Source organism: Ensifer sp. KUDG1, from assembly GCF_050434285.1.
In the GTDB taxonomy this organism is placed as follows: Bacteria; Pseudomonadota; Alphaproteobacteria; order Rhizobiales; family Rhizobiaceae; genus Ensifer.
On the sequence record NZ_JBNDIG010000008.1, the window covers coordinates 309,063 to 326,983 of the forward strand.

General features: G+C 64.0%; 16 protein-coding genes. 10 read left to right on the forward strand and 6 right to left on the reverse strand.

The annotated features are described in order from the left end of the window. Nucleotides 1-129: 129 nt before the first annotated feature. Nucleotides 130-2,409: a methyl-accepting chemotaxis protein gene (locus M2267_RS20980; protein ID WP_429116771.1), complete on the reverse strand. Its 2,280-nt coding sequence runs from the start codon at nucleotides 2,407-2,409 to the stop codon at nucleotides 130-132. Between the two features lie 163 nt (nucleotides 2,410-2,572). Then, entirely contained in the window at nucleotides 2,573-3,220 is a 648-nt protein-coding gene (locus M2267_RS20985) for a TetR/AcrR family transcriptional regulator (RefSeq protein ID WP_429116773.1), read from the reverse strand. Nucleotides 3,221-3,353: 133 nt separating this feature from the next. Here M2267_RS20985 and ligD point away from each other — a divergent pair, with 133 nt between their 5' ends. The 6 genes from ligD (at nucleotide 3,354) to M2267_RS21015 (ending at nucleotide 9,621) form a co-directional block, all read left to right on the forward strand. Continuing rightward, a complete protein-coding gene (gene ligD / locus M2267_RS20990) occupies nucleotides 3,354-5,825 on the forward strand; it encodes a DNA ligase D (RefSeq protein WP_429116775.1) in 2,472 nt (823 codons plus the stop codon). Nucleotides 5,826-5,851: 26 nt separating this feature from the next. Continuing rightward, the gene (locus M2267_RS20995; RefSeq protein ID WP_429116778.1) at nucleotides 5,852-6,736 is read left to right on the forward strand and encodes a Ku protein; all 885 of its coding nucleotides are present in this window, start codon (nucleotides 5,852-5,854) and stop codon (nucleotides 6,734-6,736) included. Then, nucleotides 6,736-7,821 carry a tetratricopeptide repeat protein gene (locus M2267_RS21000; protein WP_429116781.1) on the forward strand — a complete coding sequence of 362 codons (1,086 nt, stop codon included), beginning with the start codon at nucleotides 6,736-6,738 and terminating at the stop codon, nucleotides 7,819-7,821. The genes M2267_RS20995 and M2267_RS21000 overlap by 1 nt, the downstream gene beginning before the upstream one ends. 1 nt (nucleotide 7,822) lies before the next feature. After that, nucleotides 7,823-8,464: an alpha/beta hydrolase family protein gene (locus tag M2267_RS21005; RefSeq protein ID WP_429116783.1), complete on the forward strand. Its 642-nt coding sequence runs from the start codon at nucleotides 7,823-7,825 to the stop codon at nucleotides 8,462-8,464. Nucleotides 8,465-8,477: 13 nt separating this feature from the next. After that, nucleotides 8,478-9,251 (forward strand): exodeoxyribonuclease III, encoded by a 774-nt coding sequence (gene xth / locus M2267_RS21010; RefSeq protein WP_429116785.1) that lies wholly within the window; start codon nucleotides 8,478-8,480, stop codon nucleotides 9,249-9,251. 163 nt (nucleotides 9,252-9,414) lie between these two features. Next, nucleotides 9,415-9,621 (forward strand): TOBE domain-containing protein, encoded by a 207-nt coding sequence (locus M2267_RS21015; RefSeq protein ID WP_043613318.1) that lies wholly within the window; start codon nucleotides 9,415-9,417, stop codon nucleotides 9,619-9,621. Nucleotides 9,622-9,679: 58 nt separating this feature from the next. On the opposite strand, the gene tsaA is transcribed toward M2267_RS21015, so the two are convergent. Genes tsaA through M2267_RS21035 form a run of 4 tightly spaced genes read right to left on the reverse strand, consistent with a single transcriptional unit; the run spans nucleotide 9,680 to nucleotide 13,065 of the window. Next, nucleotides 9,680-10,201, reverse strand: coding sequence for a tRNA (N6-threonylcarbamoyladenosine(37)-N6)-methyltransferase TrmO (gene tsaA, locus M2267_RS21020; protein ID WP_429116788.1), 522 nt, complete (start codon nucleotides 10,199-10,201; stop codon nucleotides 9,680-9,682). Beyond that, the gene (locus M2267_RS21025) at nucleotides 10,176-11,000 is read right to left on the reverse strand and encodes an ABC transporter ATP-binding protein (RefSeq protein ID WP_429116791.1); all 825 of its coding nucleotides are present in this window, start codon (nucleotides 10,998-11,000) and stop codon (nucleotides 10,176-10,178) included. The genes tsaA and M2267_RS21025 overlap by 26 nt, the downstream gene beginning before the upstream one ends. Beyond that, nucleotides 10,997-12,004 carry a FecCD family ABC transporter permease gene (locus tag M2267_RS21030; protein ID WP_429116794.1) on the reverse strand — a complete coding sequence of 336 codons (1,008 nt, stop codon included), beginning with the start codon at nucleotides 12,002-12,004 and terminating at the stop codon, nucleotides 10,997-10,999. The genes M2267_RS21025 and M2267_RS21030 overlap by 4 nt, the downstream gene beginning before the upstream one ends. 23 nt (nucleotides 12,005-12,027) lie before the next feature. Further along, the gene (locus M2267_RS21035; RefSeq protein ID WP_429116797.1) at nucleotides 12,028-13,065 is read right to left on the reverse strand and encodes an iron ABC transporter substrate-binding protein; all 1,038 of its coding nucleotides are present in this window, start codon (nucleotides 13,063-13,065) and stop codon (nucleotides 12,028-12,030) included. Between the two features lie 224 nt (nucleotides 13,066-13,289). Here M2267_RS21035 and M2267_RS21040 point away from each other — a divergent pair, with 224 nt between their 5' ends. The 4 genes from M2267_RS21040 to M2267_RS21055 all read left to right on the forward strand — a co-directional run bounded on the left by M2267_RS21040 (nucleotide 13,290) and on the right by M2267_RS21055 (nucleotide 17,917). Continuing rightward, on the forward strand, nucleotides 13,290-15,059 hold the full coding sequence (locus M2267_RS21040; RefSeq protein WP_429116892.1) for a cytochrome c biogenesis protein DipZ: 1,770 nt from the start codon (nucleotides 13,290-13,292) through the stop codon (nucleotides 15,057-15,059). A gap of 141 nt (nucleotides 15,060-15,200) precedes the next feature. Next, a complete protein-coding gene (locus tag M2267_RS21045) occupies nucleotides 15,201-15,395 on the forward strand; it encodes a hypothetical protein (protein ID WP_429116800.1) in 195 nt (64 codons plus the stop codon). A gap of 63 nt (nucleotides 15,396-15,458) precedes the next feature. Continuing rightward, complete coding sequence (locus tag M2267_RS21050; protein ID WP_429116803.1) at nucleotides 15,459-16,784, forward strand: acetamidase/formamidase family protein; 1,326 nt, start codon at nucleotides 15,459-15,461, stop codon at nucleotides 16,782-16,784. Between the two features lie 335 nt (nucleotides 16,785-17,119). Then, nucleotides 17,120-17,917 (forward strand): SDR family NAD(P)-dependent oxidoreductase, encoded by a 798-nt coding sequence (locus M2267_RS21055; protein ID WP_429116806.1) that lies wholly within the window; start codon nucleotides 17,120-17,122, stop codon nucleotides 17,915-17,917. Nucleotides 17,918-17,921: the final 4 nt, after the last annotated feature.

The following is a 17,921-nucleotide window of genomic DNA, read 5'->3' on the forward strand; positions in this document are numbered from 1 at the left end:
TTCACCGCGCTCGATGAACACTCTCGTTATGGGCGTAAAATGCGTTCGGCAAAGCGTCAAGACCATGGCCGCCGCGCCAAAGCGGGTGGCATGTACGCATGCGGGTGGCGGCCGCCAGAGTGGCGGAGGTCAGGCCGTGCGGCGAAGGTGGACCGGCTCCAGGGCGCGCGTCTCCGATCGACCTCCGTCGGATGCCGTACGGAAACGCTCGACGAGATCGAACAGGCCCGACGCCTGGCTTGAAAGCCTGTGGGTCATGGCCGTGCTGTCCTCGACCATCGCATTGTTCTTTTGGGTCACAGCGTCCAGCGACAACATGGTCTGGTTGATGTGCTGCAGGTCGGTCGCCTGGTCGCGCGCGTCGCCGGCGATCTGCAGCGTCTGCTCGTTGATCGCGTGGATCTGTCCGGAGATCTCGTCGAGCGCCTCGCCGGCGGCCCGTACAAGAGACACACCCTTTGCCACTTCCTCGGCCGACGTCGTGATGATCGCCTTGATCTCCCGGGCGGCCTGCGCCGATTTCTGCGCCAGTTCGCGAACTTCATGGGCAACGACCGCAAATCCCTTGCCCGCTTCGCCGGCGCGCGCCGCCTCGACCCCCGCGTTCAGCGCCAGGAGGTTGGTCTGGAAGGCGATGTCGTTGATCGTTCCGATGATCTGCGAAATGGCGACGGATCCCTTTTCGATCTGGGCCATGGCGCCGACGGCATTCATCACCACCTGACCAGAACGGTCGGAACTCGCCTTGGCGGCGGCCGCGATCGCGGTTGCCGATGTGGCGTGCTCGGCGGTACGGCCGATGGTGGCGGTGATTGCGCCGAGCGCTGCGGTTGCCTCTTCCAGCGTCGCCGCCTGATGTTCGGTGCGCTTGGCGAGCTGGCCGATGGCGTCGCGCATCTCGCCGGTTTCGCCGTCGATCTCGGCACTTCTCGCCTTCACGTCGCCAAGCGTGATCGCGAGGCTCGCCAGCGACAGGTTGAAGTCCGAGCGCAGGCGATCGAAACCGGCGCCGAAGGGGCGGTCGATGCGGGCCGTCAGATCGCCATGGGACAAGCGTTCGAGCCCCGAAGCCAGCATTTCGACGGCGTCGTTGATCTGGCGGGACACCTCCGCCTGCGCCGTCTCGCGGCTGTGCCTTTCCTCTTCGATCATGGTTCGCGTTTCCGCGGCCTCGGTTTCGAGGCGGGCGCGGTCGCGAAGTGCGTCGCGAAAAACGAGGACGGAACGGGCCATGTCGCCGATCTCGTCCCTGCGGGTGCCCCCGACACCATCGATCGTCGTGTCGCCATCGGCAAGCCGGCTCATGTCGCTAACGAGACCGGTGATCGGGCGCGTCAGGCGGCGCGAATACCAGACCGAGACCGCCAGCGCGGCCGCCAGGACGGCGAGTGCCGTTGCAAGCGTCCAATTGCGCAGGGCGGTAACCGCGGCAAAGGCCTCCCGCGAGGTCATGACCGCAGCCATGGTCCAGCGCGTGCCGAATGCATCAAGGCTGGTTGCCGCCATCTGCGCCTCCTCGCCACGGAAATCCGCAAGACTGCTGCTGGCGATACCGTCTTCCGCTGGCTGGTCGGTCGCGATCCGGGCCTTCAGCATATCGTTGTCGGCTGTGGCGGTGCTGTCGGCGAGGAAAAGCCCGCTGGTGTCGAGCAGGATCGTCTCGCCGGTTTCGCCAAGGCCGGTGCGGTTGCCGACGATGTCGCCGATACGCCCGTCCGGCATTTCAAGGATCAGCGTGCCGATCTTGCCGTCGATCGATTCCAGGGGGATGGCGATGAACGCGGCGGGGCTGCCGCCAAGCGGCGCATAGGTCTCATAGGATGCAAAGGCGAGCTTGCTCTTGTCCGTTCCCTCGGCCGTCTCCCGGAAAACGCGGCCAAGGCCCGTATCCTTCCAGGCAGCGTTCTTGAGGTTGACGCCAAAATCGCCCTTCTTGTTGAGAGCGTAGACGACGTCACCGCTGAGATTGGCGAGCAGCACGTCGCGATAGCCGTGGGTTTCCGCAAAGCGCCGGAAGAACGGGTGATAGCGCGCATGCAGCGTATCGTAGTCGTCGATCCCTGCGGAACCGTAGAGCGCGCGCTTGTCTTCGGCGTTGGGGTTTTCCGCCAGATAGCGGCGCTGCAGTTCGCTTTCGGTCTTGTCGCCGAACTTGGCAGCCGCACCATTCAGATCGCTGAGCGCCTTGGCGACGGATTTCTGCGCCTGCAGATTGCGCAGGTCGTTTTCCACGGTGGTAAGGTAATGGCGAAGCTCGTTGCGGCGGGCATCGGCAAGCGCCTCCAGCTTCTCGACCGCCGCGCGTGACGAGAGATTGCCACTGACCGTCAGGCTGGCAAGGCTGGTGGCGGCAATGGAAAAGGCGGCCAGAGCCGCCGCAGCGAAAGGAAGCTTCGCGGACAAACGCATAACAATCACCGGACGTGCAAGGGGGAGGAGGCCATGCTGAAGGCTGGTCGCGACGCCTCATGCGTCCGGCGGAAGGGCTTCCGCGCGGAGAGTTATACGGCCTCACGTTACAGCTTGATGACAGCTGGATGACATCACCAAAGTTTGCAGTGGAGCGCAGGGCTTATCTCGGCAAGGCGCCCGTCAGGAAGATGTCGGCGCAGCTTTCGGCCCGTGCCGTGATCGCCGCCTCGTCGATCGTGCCAAGGCACCCCATCATGACGGCGCGTTGCGGCTCCATCGCCATCATGCCGCGCAGCATGCCCGCGGCCAGACGCGGGTCTGCGACCGCGAGCCGGCCCTCGGCCACCTGTGTCCTCAGCCATCGCTCCAAGGTGGCACTCGTTCGCTGGATCGCCTGTTCCCAGAAGGTGGCGGCAACTTCCGGAAAGCGCTCCGCCTCGGCGAGCACCAGGCGGATGATCGCGATCGTGTCGCGCGAGAGCACGAGATGCCCGTAGGCGGCAAGCAGGTGCACCAGGCCACCCCTCACGCCCAGATCTTCCAGGTTCTCTTCGTCGGCTTCCAGCACGAACTCGGCGATCCGGAGGGAGATGACGCGCTCGAACAGATCGGCCTTGGTCGGAAACAGCCGATAGAGCGTCTTGGTGGAAACGCCGGCGTTCTGGGCGATGATATTGATGTTCGCCGTCTCGTAGCCGAAGTCGCAGAACTGCCGTTCGGCAGACAGGACGATCACCTGGCGCGTCTCGTCGTCCGGCCGGACCTGGGGACGGCCGCGCGAGCGTGGCGTCTTTTGCTTTTCGATCATGGCAGCTTTCCAAATTCATCGAATTTCTAGGCTGACCGAGTTGCGAAAGCAATTGTTTTCCGAAATTTCTGGGCTGCGCGTCCTTGCCGTGACGGATATTGCGACCTTTGCGAACACGTTCTAGCTTTGCCGCATGGCGACGTCGAAACTCACGACCTATCGTGCGAAGCGGGACTTTTCCCGGACGCCGGAGCCTGCCGGAAAAACCGGCGGGCAGGGCAATCGTTTCGTCGTGCACAAGCACCACGCCACTGCCGACCACTATGATCTGAGATTGCAGGTGGGCGACGTGCTCAAAAGCTGGGCGGTCCCCAGGGGGCCCTCGCTCAACCCCGCCGACAAGCGGCTGGCCGTCGAGACCGAAGATCATCCGCTCGACTACATCGACTTCGAGGGCGTCATTCCCGAGGGTGAATATGGTGGCGGGCCGATGATCGTTTGGGACACCGGCGTCTGGGCGCCGATGGACGATATCGAGAAGAGCCTGAGAACGGGCGCGTTCAAGTTTCGTCTCGCCGGCGAGAAGCTCAATGGCGGCTGGATGCTGACGCGGCTGAAGCCGAAACCGGGCGACGACGACAAGCGCAACTGGCTGCTGTTCAAGGAGCATGATCCCGCCGCCGATCCCGATGTCGACATTCTGACGGCGCGTCCGGAGAGCGTGAAAAGCGGGCGGCGGATCGAAGAGTTGGTCGAGCCGCCGAAGAAACCGACGAAAGCGGCAAAGCCGGCCGTCCTCAAGCCCGGTTCACTGACGGGCGCCGTGAAAGGTCCGAAGCCGCAGCGGATCGAGCCGCAACTGGCCAGTCCGACCCCGAAGCCGCCCGAAGGACCATCGGAAAAACAGATCTGGTTGCACGAGATCAAGTTCGACGGTTATCGCACGATGGCGGATATCTCGCATGGCTCAGTGCGGCTGATCACACGCAGCGGGCTCGACTGGACGAAGCGCTACGGCGATCTGCCGGACGCATTCGGCAAGTTGCCCTGTCGGGAGGCGATGATCGATGGCGAGATCGTCGCTCTCGACGACAAGGGCATCAGCCGCTTCTCGCTGTTGCAGGAGGCTCTGTCGTCCGGGACGGATGGCAAGCTCGTTTTCTATGCCTTCGACATCCTCCATCTCGACGGCTGGAACCTTGCCGAAGCTCCGCTGGAAAAGCGCAAAGCGCTGCTGGCGCAACTGCTTCAAGGGCAGATATCGAGCCGCTCAGCCATTCAGTTCAGCGACCATGTGAAGGGCGATGGGCGCGGGCTCTACGATCAGGCGTCCGAGCTGGGGCTGGAAGGAATCGTCTCAAAACGTGCCTCCGCGCCCTATCGTAGCGGACGCACTCAGACCTGGACCAAGACGAAAGCGCTCAAAAGCGAAGACTTCGTGATTGCGGGTTACACCGTCTCGGAGGCGGCCGAAGGCCTTGCGGCACTGGCGCTTGCGGAATGGGTGGACGGAGAGCTGCACTACCGCGGCAAGGTCGGGACCGGCTTCGATGCGGCAACTGCCAAGCAGTTGCTCGCGCGGCTGGAAGCCCTGAGCGGTGGCGAAACGGCGCTCGATGGCGCGCCCAAGGAAATCCTCTGGGTGCGGCCGGTGCTATCGGCCCGCATCCACTACTCCAACCGCACGACCGACAATGTGCTGCGCCACGCGGTGTTCAAGGGGCTTCGCGATGTCGAGCTTTCGGCCCCGGCGACGGCGCCGCGCAAGCGGCTGATCACCGACGCCGACCTGGCGACGATCCAGGTGACCAATGCCGACCGCCGGGTGTTCGGAAGATCCGGACCGACCAAACTCGACATTGCCGTCTACTATGCGCTGGTCGGAGATTTCATGCTGCCGCATATCCTCGGCCGCCCGGTGTCGCTGTTCCGCTGCCCGACGGGAAAGCAGGCCGATTGCTTCTTTCAGCGCCATCCCTTCACTGGCATGCCACCTTCGATCGTCAGCTTCAACGCGACCAATTCCGAGGGCGAGAGCAAGTCCTTCCTTTCGATCGAGGGCACGAAGGGCTATCTGGCGCTCGCCCAGTTCGGGGTGATCGAGCTTCACAGCTGGGGTTCGCGGCGCGCGCGGCTGGAGAAACCCGATCGCGTCGTCTTCGATCTCGATCCCGGCGAAGGGATCTCGTGGCGCGACGTGGTCGAGGCGGCCGTCCACATACGCGGCGAGCTCGAAGCGCTCGGCCTCGTTCCCTTCGTCAAGACCTCAGGCGGCAGCGGCATCCACGTCGTGGTGCCGGTCAAACCGAAGCTGGACTGGAAGAAGACACACCAGGCGACGAGCGCGATTGCCACCCGGTTGGCGGCGACTGCACCCCAGACTTTCACCACGACCATGGGCAAGGAAAACCGCGTCAAGCGGATCTTCATTGACTTCCATCGCAATGCCCGCAGCCATACGGCGGCCGCTCCCTATTCGCTGCGCGCACGCACCAATCTGCCGGCTTCGGCGCCGCTTCAGTGGGCGGATCTGGAGACTATCGACGCTCCGGAGGATTTGAACTATTCTTCGCTGCCTGGACTTCTGGATACTTTCGGCGATCCCTGGGCGGATATCGACGACTTCGCCAAGGAACTGCCGCTTCTGTCCGAAACGAGGACGTAATGCGTTTGGCCGCGTAGGAGACATCAATGGCGCCCAGGGCAAGTTGGAAAGGTTACCTCAAACTCAGTCTCGTCAGTTGCCCCGTCAGGCTCTATCCGGCGACCAGTTCGAGCGAGCGCATCAGCTTCAACCAGCTGCACAAGGACACCCATAACCGGATCAACATGAAGCCGGTCGATCCCGAACTCGGGCTCGTCGAGCGCTCGGATCTGGTCAAGGGCTACGAATACGAGGACAAGAAGTACATCATCATCGAGGACAGCGATCTCGACAGCGTCAGGATCGAGTCCAATCACACGATGAACATCGAGGCCTTCGTCGACGAAGGTTCCGTCGATGTGATCTACCAGGATGCGCCCTACTACCTCGCCCCAGACGGCGCGATGGCTGAGGAAACCTTCGTCGTGTTGCGCGAAGCGTTGAAAAAGAGCGGCAAGGTGGCGATCGCGCGCCTCGTGCTTTCGAGCCGCGAACGGGTGGTGACCATCGGTGCGCGCGAGACCGGCATGTTCGTGTGTACGCTGAGAAACCCGAGCGAAGTGCGCGGAACGGCTGAATATTTCGGCAATGTACCCGTTGGTCACCCGGACCCGGAAATGCTGCAACTCGCCGAAGCCTTGATCCAGCAGAAGATGACGGTCTTCAATCCGAAGAACTATGAGGACCGCTACGAGATCGCGCTGATGAAGATGATCCGCGAGAAGCTCAAAGGCCACAAGCCGATCATTGCGGCAGCCCCTGAGCGTGGCAACGTCATCAACCTCATGGATGCGCTGAAGGCGAGCCTGTCGCAGTCGAAGCCGCCTGCAAAGAGCAAGCCCAAGGCCGAGCCGGCGGCCAAGCAAACCGCCAAAGCGGCGGCGCCAGCCAAGCGCACAGCGGCAAAACCCGCCGCGAAGAAGAAAGCCTGATGGCTGTAGCAGGCCAGACATTCGGTATCGTCGGGGCGCTCTCGGCCTTCCCGCGCCGGCTGGTGGCGCGCGAGGTCGAGCGCCAGCACGGCCACCTGCGTCGCGGCGTCACGCGGCAGACGACCTATCTGGTGTTCGGTCGCAGCCTGCTTGCCAAATCGAGCGAGGCGGAGATCGAAGCCCGCTTCGATGGCGAACGCGAAAGCGGGCGATGGCTTGTCAGCGAGAACGGCTTTCTTCGCCTTCTGGGGTTGATGTCGGTGCCGGTTGCCTCCGCGCTCAGTCGCCAGTCGCTGATCGATCAGGCGAGGCTCTCGCCGCGCGTCTTCGACCTGCTCTCCCTGTTCGACGCGTTCGAGCATGACAGCGAGCCTTATTCGTTCCGCGACCTCATCCTTGCCCGAAAATATGCCGAGCTGATTGCCTGCGGGGCGAGTTGGAGCGCGATCGCACGGTCCGTTCATCGATCCGGACCGGTTGCCTCGCTGACGGCGCTTTCGCTACACCATGGCGGCACCGATGCGATCTACGCCCGCAGCGCCGAGGGCCTGAGCGAGCTGAATGGGCAATTGCTCTTCGATCTCGATACACCGGACGATGGCGCCCTCGAAGATCTCTTCGATCTGGCCGAGGAGGCGGAAGCCAATGGCGACTACCTGGAGGCTGCGGCCTTCTATCAGCGCTATCTTGCCATGGACCGGACGGATTCGGTCGCGGCCTTCAACCGCGCCAATTGCCTGAAGGCGGCGGGGCGCGAGCTTGAGGCCGCCCATGATTACGCCCGTGCCATCAAGCTCGATCCTTCCTTCGTCGAGGCCTGGTTCAACCTCGCGGGGCTGATGAACGAACGCGGCCGGATCGACGCCGCGCGCCGGCATCTCAGGAAGGCGATCGAGATCGACGGCGACTATGCCGACGCCGTCTTCAATCTGGCGAAACTCGAATTCGATGCCGGCGATCTCGCGGAGGCGAAGCGCTGGTGGAGCCGCTATCTGGAACTCGATAGCGATAGCGAATGGGCGCGAACGGCGGAGCGCGGCGTGCAATATGTCGACCTGCAGGACCGCCCGAGAACAGCAGGCTGATATGGGCGACAAATTTCTCTTCGACGGACCCGACGATGCTGCGGTCACCATCCTCCTTGCCCATGGCGCCGGCGCGCCGATGGATTCGGCGTCGATGACCGCGACCGCAGGGGCGCTTGCGACGGCAGGCTTTCGCGTCGCGCGCTTCGAGTTTGGCTACATGGCGGCAAGGCGCACGGTGGAGGGGCGCAAACCACCGCCCCGCGCCGACACGCTTAATCCCGAATACCTCGCCGCCATCGACGATCTGGACGTCAAAGGCCCACTTATCATCGGCGGCAAGTCGATGGGGGGACGCGTCGCGAGCATGGTCGCCGGTCCCTTGCATGCTGCCGGCAGGATCACCGGGCTGCTCTGCCTCGGCTATCCCTTCCATCCTCCGGCCAAGCCCGAGCAGCTGCGCACCAAGCACCTGGCCGACCTCAAGACGCCAACGCTGATCTGCCAGGGAACGCGCGACGAATTCGGCACGCGCGAGGAAGTTCAGAACTACGTGCTTTCCGATGCGATCGAAGTCCTGTGGCTCGAGGACGGAGACCATGACCTCAAACCGCGCAAGAGCATTTCTGGCTTTTCGACCGCCGACCATTTGAGGACCTTGGCCGATGCGGTGGCAGCCTGGGCTGCCCGGCTGACACGCTGATCCGATCGCCGGGATGAAGATCGCCACCTTCAACATCAACGGCATCAACAGGCGGCTCGACAACCTGATCGCCTGGCTGGGCGAGGCGGAGCCGGACATCGTTTGCCTGCAGGAGTTGAAGGCGACCGATCGGCAGTTCCCACGCTCGGCGATCGAGGCGGCCGGTTATGGCGCGGTCTGGCAGGGACAATCCGCATGGAACGGTGTGGCGATCCTCGCCCGCGGCAGCGAGCCGGTGCTGACCCGTGTGGGGCTCGACGACGACCCGTCGGATGCCGAGGCGCGTTACATCGAGGCTGCCGTCAGCGGCCTCCTGGTCGCCTGCCTCTACGCGCCCAACGGCAACCCGCAGCCGGGCCCCAAGTTCGTCTACAAGCTTGGCTGGCACGAGCGTTTTGCCAAGCATGCGGCCGAGCTCTACGCGCTCAATCTGCCTGTCGTGCTTGCCGGCGACTACAACATCGTTCCAGAGCCGCGCGACATCTACCCGACAACCTCCTACGACGACAACGCGCTGGTCCAGCCCGAAAGCCGCGCCGCATTCGGCGAACTTCTCGACCAGGGCTGGCTCGATGCGCTGCGCAAGATCCACCCGAAGGACCAGCTTTTCACCTTCTGGGACTATCGCCGGAACCGTTGGCAGCGCGACGCGGGGCTTCGGCTCGATCATATGCTCCTCAGCCGCAAGCTTTCCCGCAAGCTGACCGGTGCCGGCATCGACCGGGAAGTTCGGGGCATGGAGGGCGCGAGCGATCATGCGCCGGTGTGGATCACGCTCCGCGATTAACATGACAATGCAGCGGGGAGACTGCACGTGACTGCGCGACGATGATACTGTTTCGCCTCGCAGGCTGCTATTCGCATCGCCGATCCGGGATAAACCCCGTCCGGCCTAGCGGATGAATGCGGCAACCGCGACATTCAGCCTAGCCAACACGAAGGAGAACCGCATGAAAATCAGCGCACGCAACCGCCTCAAGGGCAAGATCGTCGAAGTCGTCAAGGGCGCGACCACCGCCCACGTCCGGATCGACGTCGGCGGCTCGATCGTGACGGCTGCGATCACCAACGAGTCGGTCGACGAACTCGGCCTGAAGGTTGGCGGCGAAGCCTACGCGGTCATCAAGGCCTCGGACGTCATGGTCGGCATCGACTGATACGCTTGCGGCAAGGGCGCGCGAACCGACCGTCGCGCCCTGCCAAACCGCGGCCGGATCACGCCTTCTGGCAGTAATGCGCGTTGCCGTCGCCGGTCTCAAAGTCGCCGCGCTGTGGCGGCGCAATTGGCTTGAACAGCGTCCGGTCGGGCTTGAGATCGATGAGCGGCGTGCCGTCGAGGCAGTCGAGACCGCGAACGAGAAGGCTCGAGCCTTCCACGGCTTCGAGCTTGACGATAGAGGTGCCGATCGGGTTTGGCCGAACCGGCGAGCGTAGCGAGAATGTTCCGTGCACTTCGCCGTTGCTGGCGGGGCTCTGCAGCACCAGGTCGCGCCGCGAGCGGTCGAGCCAGTAGAGGATTTCCAGCCGTTCGAACGCCTCCACGCCTTTCAGAGCGAGAACCCAGGGTTCGAAGATTTCGATGCGGCAGACCGGGCCGTCATGCCGCCCCTGGCGTGGGGTTTCCATGCGCGACGTCCAGGGCGTGGAAATGCGGCCAATAAAGACGAGACCGGCGTCGGTTGGCGCGGGCGGCGCCACGGCCACCTCGTTCTCACGGATTTCGTTCTGGCGAACCATGATCTGTTCCTTTCCTTGCAGAGGGGGCGGTGAGGCGCGGAGCACAGAGGCGGGCCTCGCTGCCGTCGATCGAGCCGATCACCACATCGATGTCGTAGAGTTGTTTGAGGGCGGTGGGCGTCAACACGTCCTTGGGCAAGCCGAGCGCGATAAGCTTTGCGGCATGGAGAAGGGCGACGCGGTCCGCAACGAGGAAGGCGTGATCCGGATTGTGCGTCGAAAGCACGACCGAAAGCCCCTGTTCCGCCAGCGCCCGGACATGCGAAAGCACCCGCATCTGGTTGCCGTAGTCGAGATTGGCGGTCGGCTCGTCCATGACGAGGATGGCGGGTTCCTGCGTCAGCGCGCGAGCGATCAACGCCATCTGGCGCTCGCCACCGCTGATCTCTGTATAGGCGCGCAGGGCAAGGTGGGACATGCCAAGGCCGGCAAGCGCTTCCATGGCGATCCGGCGATCGCGGGTGCCAGGCGAGGAGAACGGCGCGAGGTGAGGGGCTCGCCCCATCAAGACAACCTCCAGCACCGTAAAGGGGAAGAGTGCGGCATGCGCTTGCGGCACATAGGCGATCTGCCTGGCGCGCTCACGCCGTGGCCAGGCGGAAAGCGGTCGCCCGTCCAGGAGAATGTCTCCAGCCTTGACTGGCAGGAGACCGAGGACGGTCTTGAACAGCGTCGTCTTGCCGGCGCCGTTGGGGCCGAGCAGGGCCAGAACCTCGCCGGATGCAAGCGACAGGGAGACATTCTCGCCCACCGAGCGTTGGCCATAGCCGAAGGCGAGATTTCTGATCTCCAACGTCATTGCCAGGCCCTCCGGCCGGAGGCGAGCAGCCAGAGGAAGAAGGGCGCGCCAACGGCCGCCGTCAGAATGCCGAGCGGCACTTCGACGAGCGCTATGCTGCGCGCCAGCATGTCGACAACAAGCAGATAGGCAGCGCCGGCGATCATGGACGCCGGCAGCAGGCGGCGGAAGTCCGGGCCGACCAGCATGCGCGCGATGTGCGGGATGACGAGGCCGATCCAGCCGATGACGCCGCTGACGGAGACGGCCGCCGCCGTGATCAGCGTAGCTGCCGCGATCAGCAATGCGCGGGTCGTACGCGTGTCGACGCCCAGGGTCTGGGCTTCCTCGTCGCCGAGTGTCATGAGGTTCATACGCCAACGAAAAAGCACCAGCGGCACCAGCCCGATCAAAAGCGCCGGCAGGATCGAGATGACGTCGAGACGGCTGATCGCCGTCAGGCTGCCGAGCAGCCAATAGGTGATCGCCGGCAACTGGTCATAGGGATCGGCAAGGATCTTGATGAGCGATATGCCAGCACCCACAAGGGCGCCGATGGCAATCCCCGCCAGGACCAAGGTCAGGGCCGGATCGCGTCCTCGGATCGCCAAGCCAACGGCATAGACCGCGGCGACCGCAAGCAACCCGCCGGCAAAGCTGATCGCCTGGATTGCGAGGACCGGCAGCGACAGAAAGATGCCGATGACGGCGCCGAGACTGGCGCCGCCGGAAACGCCGAGAATATCCGGCGAAACGAGCGGATTTCGGAAAAGCCCCTGATAGGTGGCGCCGGCTGCGGCAAGTGCCGCGCCGATCAGCATCGCGCCTGCAACGCGTGGCAGCCGCACATTCCAGAGCACGGTCGAAAGAACGGGATCGCTCGGCTGTCCCGACAGGGCCGCGCGCAGCGCCTCGGCGATTTCCGCAGGGCCGGCATATTTGCCGACCGACATCGACGCCAGGGCCAGCAGCAGGAGGGGGCCGACGAGGAGCCAGAGATTGCCCTTGCGCCCGTCGGCCGTCATTTCCGATGTTTCCTGTCTCCGGTTCATTTCGAAGCCGGCACCGCCCCCTTCAGGAGCGTGGCCACTTGTTCGTCCGTCAGGTCGACCTGGTAGAACAGCTTGTAGAAGTCGCGGGTCTCAGCCTTCAGATCGCCCTTGACGCTATCGGGATAGAACAGCTTCTGCAGCCATGCGACGCCGATCAGACGGTTGATCGCAGGCGGCGAGTCGAACCAGCCGTAGGGCAGGGACGGCGCAGTGAACACCCGGCCGGTGGTGATTGCCTTCACGTCGGCCCAGAGCGGATCCTTCTTGGCCGAGGCCGCAAATTTGCCGCTTGCGGCGATGATGACGTCCGGATTCCAGGAGAGGATCTGTTCGAGCGACACCTGGGTCAGGCTGCCCTTGCCGGCCGCCGCCGCAACATTCTCTGCGCCGACGGCCTCGAGGATCTCGACATTGATCGAGCCGGAAAGCCCTGTTTCCAGCCCTTCCGGGCCGCGTCCATAATAGACGCGCGGCCGCTGATCGGCCGGTATCTTGGCAAGGTTGTCGTTCAGGTCCTTGATCCGCTTGTCGGCATAGGTTGCCAGCGTTTCGGCGCGTTCGGTCACGCCAAGCAGCGCGCCGACGTCGCGCAGCGTCTTGCCGCTGTCGGTGAAGCGGCCGTCGATCAGCACGTAGGGAATGCCGCTCTGCGCCTGCACCTTGTCGGCCAGTGAGCGGTAGGTGTCGTTGACGGTGCCGACGTCGAGAATGATGTCCGGTTTGGCGGCAAGCGCCGCCTCGACATTGGCGCTGCCGCCCTTGCCCGTGAGCTGGCCGTAGGTCGGCAGGTCCCGGACCGACGGCATCAGATATGCCTTTTGCTCCTCCGTCGGCTCCCGTACCCAGCCGGCGAGCTTGTCCGGCGCCAGCACGTAGGTGAGTACCGAGGCCGGCGGGCCGGCAGCAAGCACGCGGGTGATGGTATCGGGAACCTCAACCGTCCGCCCTGCGGCATCGGTGATCGTACGCGCCTCGGCTGCGCCTGAGGCAAGGCCGAGCATGGCGGAAAAGATTATCGCAAGAGATTTCAACATGGAGGCCACGATAGCGAGAGGGATCGGTCGGGCCGCACTATGGCATGCCGTTATATCTCATGGAATATATTGATTGCGCGAATTGCGATGGTGAGCTGCACTCTGATGCATTGAGATACAAATCCGCTCCTGTCGGAAACATCCGCGATACGTCGCGATGGTCCTCTGCCGCACGTGACAAGCGATCTGTGCCTCGGGCATCGATCCCATGCGGAGAGACGATGATGATCCTCTTTGTTGTAGCCTATCTTGCCGGCGTGCTGACGATCGTCAGCCCCTGCATCCTGCCGGTGCTGCCATTCGTGTTTGCCCGCACCGGCCAGCCCTTTTCCACCAGCATTCTTCCGATGCTGCTCGCCAAGATCGTGACCTTTGCGGGTATCGCTTCGCTTGCAGCCCTTGGCGGCAACTGGGCTGTGCAGGCAGACGCCTACGGCCGCTACGCAGCGATCGCGATGCTCGCCGTCTTCGGCGTGACACTGCTCTCGACGCGGGCTGCCGCCCTCGTGACCGGTCCGCTCGTGGAACTCGGCAACCGGCTGTCGCGGAAGGCCGCGACCGGGGAGAAGGGTAGCATCGGCGGCTCGATCCTCCTTGGCGTTGCGACCGGATTGCTCTGGGCGCCGTGCGCCGGGCCGGTGCTCGGCCTGGTGCTAACAGGGGCGGCGCTGAATGGCGCGAATGCGCAGACGACGCTGTTGCTTGTCGCCTATGCGGCCGGTGCAGCGACCTCGCTGGCGCTTGCCGTTCTGGCCGGTGCTCGAGTGTTCGCGGCGATGAAGCGCTTTCTCGGCCTTGGCGACCGCATCCGCCAGGGTCTCGGCGTCGCAGTGCTTGCTGGCGTTGGCGCGATCGCGCTGGGGCTCGACACCGGTCTTTTGGCGCAGCTTTCTTATGCGAGTACGCCGGGCTTAGAACAGTCGATCCTCGATCGCCTGCGCAGCGGTGCATCGCCCGTGAACGTCGCAAGCACGCGCATGACCTTTGCCGCAAAGGATACGCGACAGGCGGCCTATCGCAGCGACCTTCCGGTCGAAGGACAGTTCCCGTCGCTTGACGGTGCAGTTCAGTGGTTGAATTCGAAGCCGCTGACGCCGGCCGAGCTTCGCGGCAAGGTCGTGCTTGTCGATTTCTGGACCTATTCCTGCATCAACTGCATCCGCACCATCCCTTACGTTCGGGCCTGGGCTGAGAAGTATCGGGACCAGGGCCTTGTCGTCATCGGCGTGCACGCTCCGGAATTCGCTTTCGAAAAGCAGATCGGCAATGTCGAGAAGGCGGTACGCGATTTCAAGATCACCTATCCGGTGGCGATCGACAACGATTTCGCCATCTGGCGCGCCTTCTCCAACAGCTACTGGCCCGCCCACTACTTCATCGATGCCGAGGGGCAGATCCGCTACACCCATTTCGGCGAAGGCGACTACGAGGGGTCCGAGCGGGTGATCCAGGACCTGCTGGCGGAAGCAGCCGGCAAGAAAAAGGCCGAAGGCGGTCTGGTCAAGCCGGATGCGAAGGGCGCCGAGGCCTCGCCGGACTTGGCACGCCTCGGCTCAGGCGAGACCTATGTCGGCTATGCGCGCGCGGCACACTTCGTCTCGCCCGAGGGCGTCTCGGCCAATGCAGCGGTACGGTACACAGTCGGCAAACCGGGGCTCAATGAATGGGGGCTGACCGGCAATTGGACGGTTGGCGCCGAAGAGGCGCGGCTCAACGACGCCGGCGGCGGCATCACCTACCGGTTCCGCGCGCGGGACCTGCACCTGGTCCTCGGCCCCGGCGCCGGCGGTAAGCCGGTCCCGTTTCAGATAACCGTCGATGGCGTGGCGCCCGGTGCGGACCATGGCGCGGATATCGATGCGGCCGGCAAAGGTACTGTCACGGAGACCCGCCTTTACCAACTCGTCCGCCAGTCCGGCGAAGCCCGGGAGCGGACCTTCGAAATCCGCTTCCTCGCACCCGGCGCAGAAGCTTTCGTCTTCACCTTTGGATGAGAGCGTGCCGTGGGCGACAGAGACGAACTGCCAGCGCGCAACTGGTTACACCCGCGATACGTCCAAGAAGATCTCTGGCCGCGAGCACGAGCCCTTGGTGACGAAACGCCGCTGCCGACATCAATAACGGAAGGAGCCACCATGCGTATCTTCGCAACAATTTTCGCCATCGCCGTGCTCGCGGCCGCCCCATGCGCCTGGGATAGCGACCCGAGAGAGCCCTCGCTTCTTGCCGCACTCGTCTCGGGTGCCAGACCCGCTACGGTTGCCGAGCAGATAGCAGGATTGGTGCAAGAGGCGCCGCACGAAGAACTTGCCGATCCGTTCCTCAACTGATGATAGTATCGCCGTGACGAGCGGCCTGAACCTTTGACACCAATCAACCTGGAGGAAAGTGACATGCTGGAGAAAACGAGAGAGCGCCAGACGGCCGGGGCTCGGACGGTATTCGTCAACGAATTGACCAACGGGATCCTCGATCCGGCCGAGCCGATGCTGGGGCCGGTTGCGGATGGCGGTGTCATCATCGCCAACACGGCGCCGGGATGTTGGGGGCCGATGATCACGCCGGAGATCCGCGGCGGACATGAGGTGACGCGCCCTGTGGCGGTCGCAGGTGCCGAGATCGGCGATGCCATTGCCATTCGAATCCGTTCGCTGATCGTTACGTCCGCGGCGACTGCCTCGGGCAACGACGAGGTGGTGGCTGGTCGCTTCAACGGTGACCCCTTCTGCGCGGCCGTTTGCCCGGGCTGTGGCACGGAATGGCCGCGCACGCGGGTGGAAGGCATCGGCCAGACGGCGATCCGCTGCGAGAAGTGCGGCGCGGACGCGACGCCCTTCATCTTCACCAACGGCTACACGATCGCTTTCGACGATGAGCGCCAGGTGGGCCTGACCGTCGGCAAGGCGACCGCCGAAACCTTCGCCACGGATGCGGAACGGCTGCTGGCCCTGCCGGACGGCTCGATCCAGCATCCGATCCTGACCTTCGCGCCGGCGGACCTCGTCGGTGTCGCCACAAGGCTTCGGCCATTCCTCGGCCAACTGGGCACGACGCCTTCGAAGCCGATGCCGGACTCGCACAATGCCGGCGACTTCGGCCAGTTTCTGACCGACGCGCCACATGCCTATTCCCTGACCGCGGACGAGCTCGTTCGGCATAAGACCGACGGCCACATGGACGTGAACACCGTTCGGGAGGGCGCGATCCTGATCTGCCCGGTCAAGGTCCCGGGGGGCGGTATCTATATGGGGGACATGCATGCCCTTCAGGGCGACGGCGAAATTGCCGGCCATACCTGCGACGTCGCCGGCACGGTGACGCTGGAGGTCCATGTCATCAAGGGGCTCAAGATCGACGGGCCGATCCTCCTGCCGGTGCTGGATGATGTACCGTTCCTTGCGCGTCCGCTGAACGCGGCGGAACGCACGCGGGTGGCGGCACTTGCTCGCAAGCACGGTGTCCGAGAGGTCGAGGCCGACGCTCCGGTCACCTTCATCGGCACAGGCGCGAACCTCAATGATGCGACCACGAACGGGCTGGAACGGGCGGCAGACCTGCTCGGCCTCAGCGTTCCCGAAGTGATGAACCGGGCGACGATCGCAGGTGCAATCGAGATCGGCCGCCATCCAGGCGTCGCGCGGGTGACGTTCCGCGCGCCCCTCAGCCTGCTCGACGGAAAGGGCATCGGCGCGTTCGCGCGCAGTCTCTACAATCTCTGAGCCTCCTGTATTTTCAGGGAGTTGCTTGCAGACGAATGCGGGGCCGGCGTCATGTCGACCCCGTTTTCGTTTCTGACGCTATGGCGCAGCGGCAGAAAGCCCAAGGGTATTTCGTATCGGTATGCCGCCATCCGCGGCCGTTCAAACATTGCGATACACAGACGCCGCTTCCGAACACATCGCGGATACACCGCATAAGCATGGTCACGGCGAAGTTGGTTCGCGTCCGTCCAGACGGCAAGCCGCTTGTGGCCTGAAAAGACGGAATTACGACATTTGAGACGCGGTCTCTCGGCCGTACCATCGAGGCTCCAACCCAAGGATAGGAGCTTGAAATGAACAACTCAAAAGGCACTGCACTGATCACCGGTGCTTCGTCCGGTATCGGCGCGATCTATGCTGACCGCCTGGCGCATCGCGGATATGACCTCATTCTCGTCGCGCGCAACCGCGGGCGCCTTGACGAACTCGCCCGGCGGCTGGCGGACGAAACCGGCCGCTCCGTCGAAGTCGTCGCCGCGGACCTCGGCAACAAGGATGATGTCAGGCGGGTCGAGAAGATCCTTCAGGACGATGCGAGCATCACGGTGCTGATCAACAATGCCGGGGTCGGCGCGACCGCGCCGCTGCTTGCCTCCGATGTCGACAAGATGGACGAGATGATTACGCTCAACGTCAGCGCGCTGACGCGGCTGACCTATGCGGCGGCGCCCGGATTTGCCGCGCGCGGTGCCGGCACGATCATCAACATCGCCTCGATCGTCGGCGTGGCGCCGGAAGTTCTGAACGGTGTCTATGGCGGCACCAAGGCCTTCGTGCTGGCCTTCACCCTGTCGCTTCAAAAAGAACTTGCCGACAGGAATATCCGCATCCAGGCCGTGTTGCCGGGTGCGACCGCCACAGATTTCTGGGGCATCGCCGGCACCCCGATCGAACACGTGCCGAGCGAGATCGTCATGCGCGCCGAAGACATGGTGGACGCGGCACTTGCCGGCCTCGACCAGGGCGAAGTGATCACTATCCCGGCGCTGCCGGATGCCGCTGACTGGGCAGCCTATGAGGCTGCCCGCCAGAAGCTGTTGCCGAACCTTTCCAGGAAAACTCCGGCCGCTCGCTACCGTATCGGCAGCTAGCGCC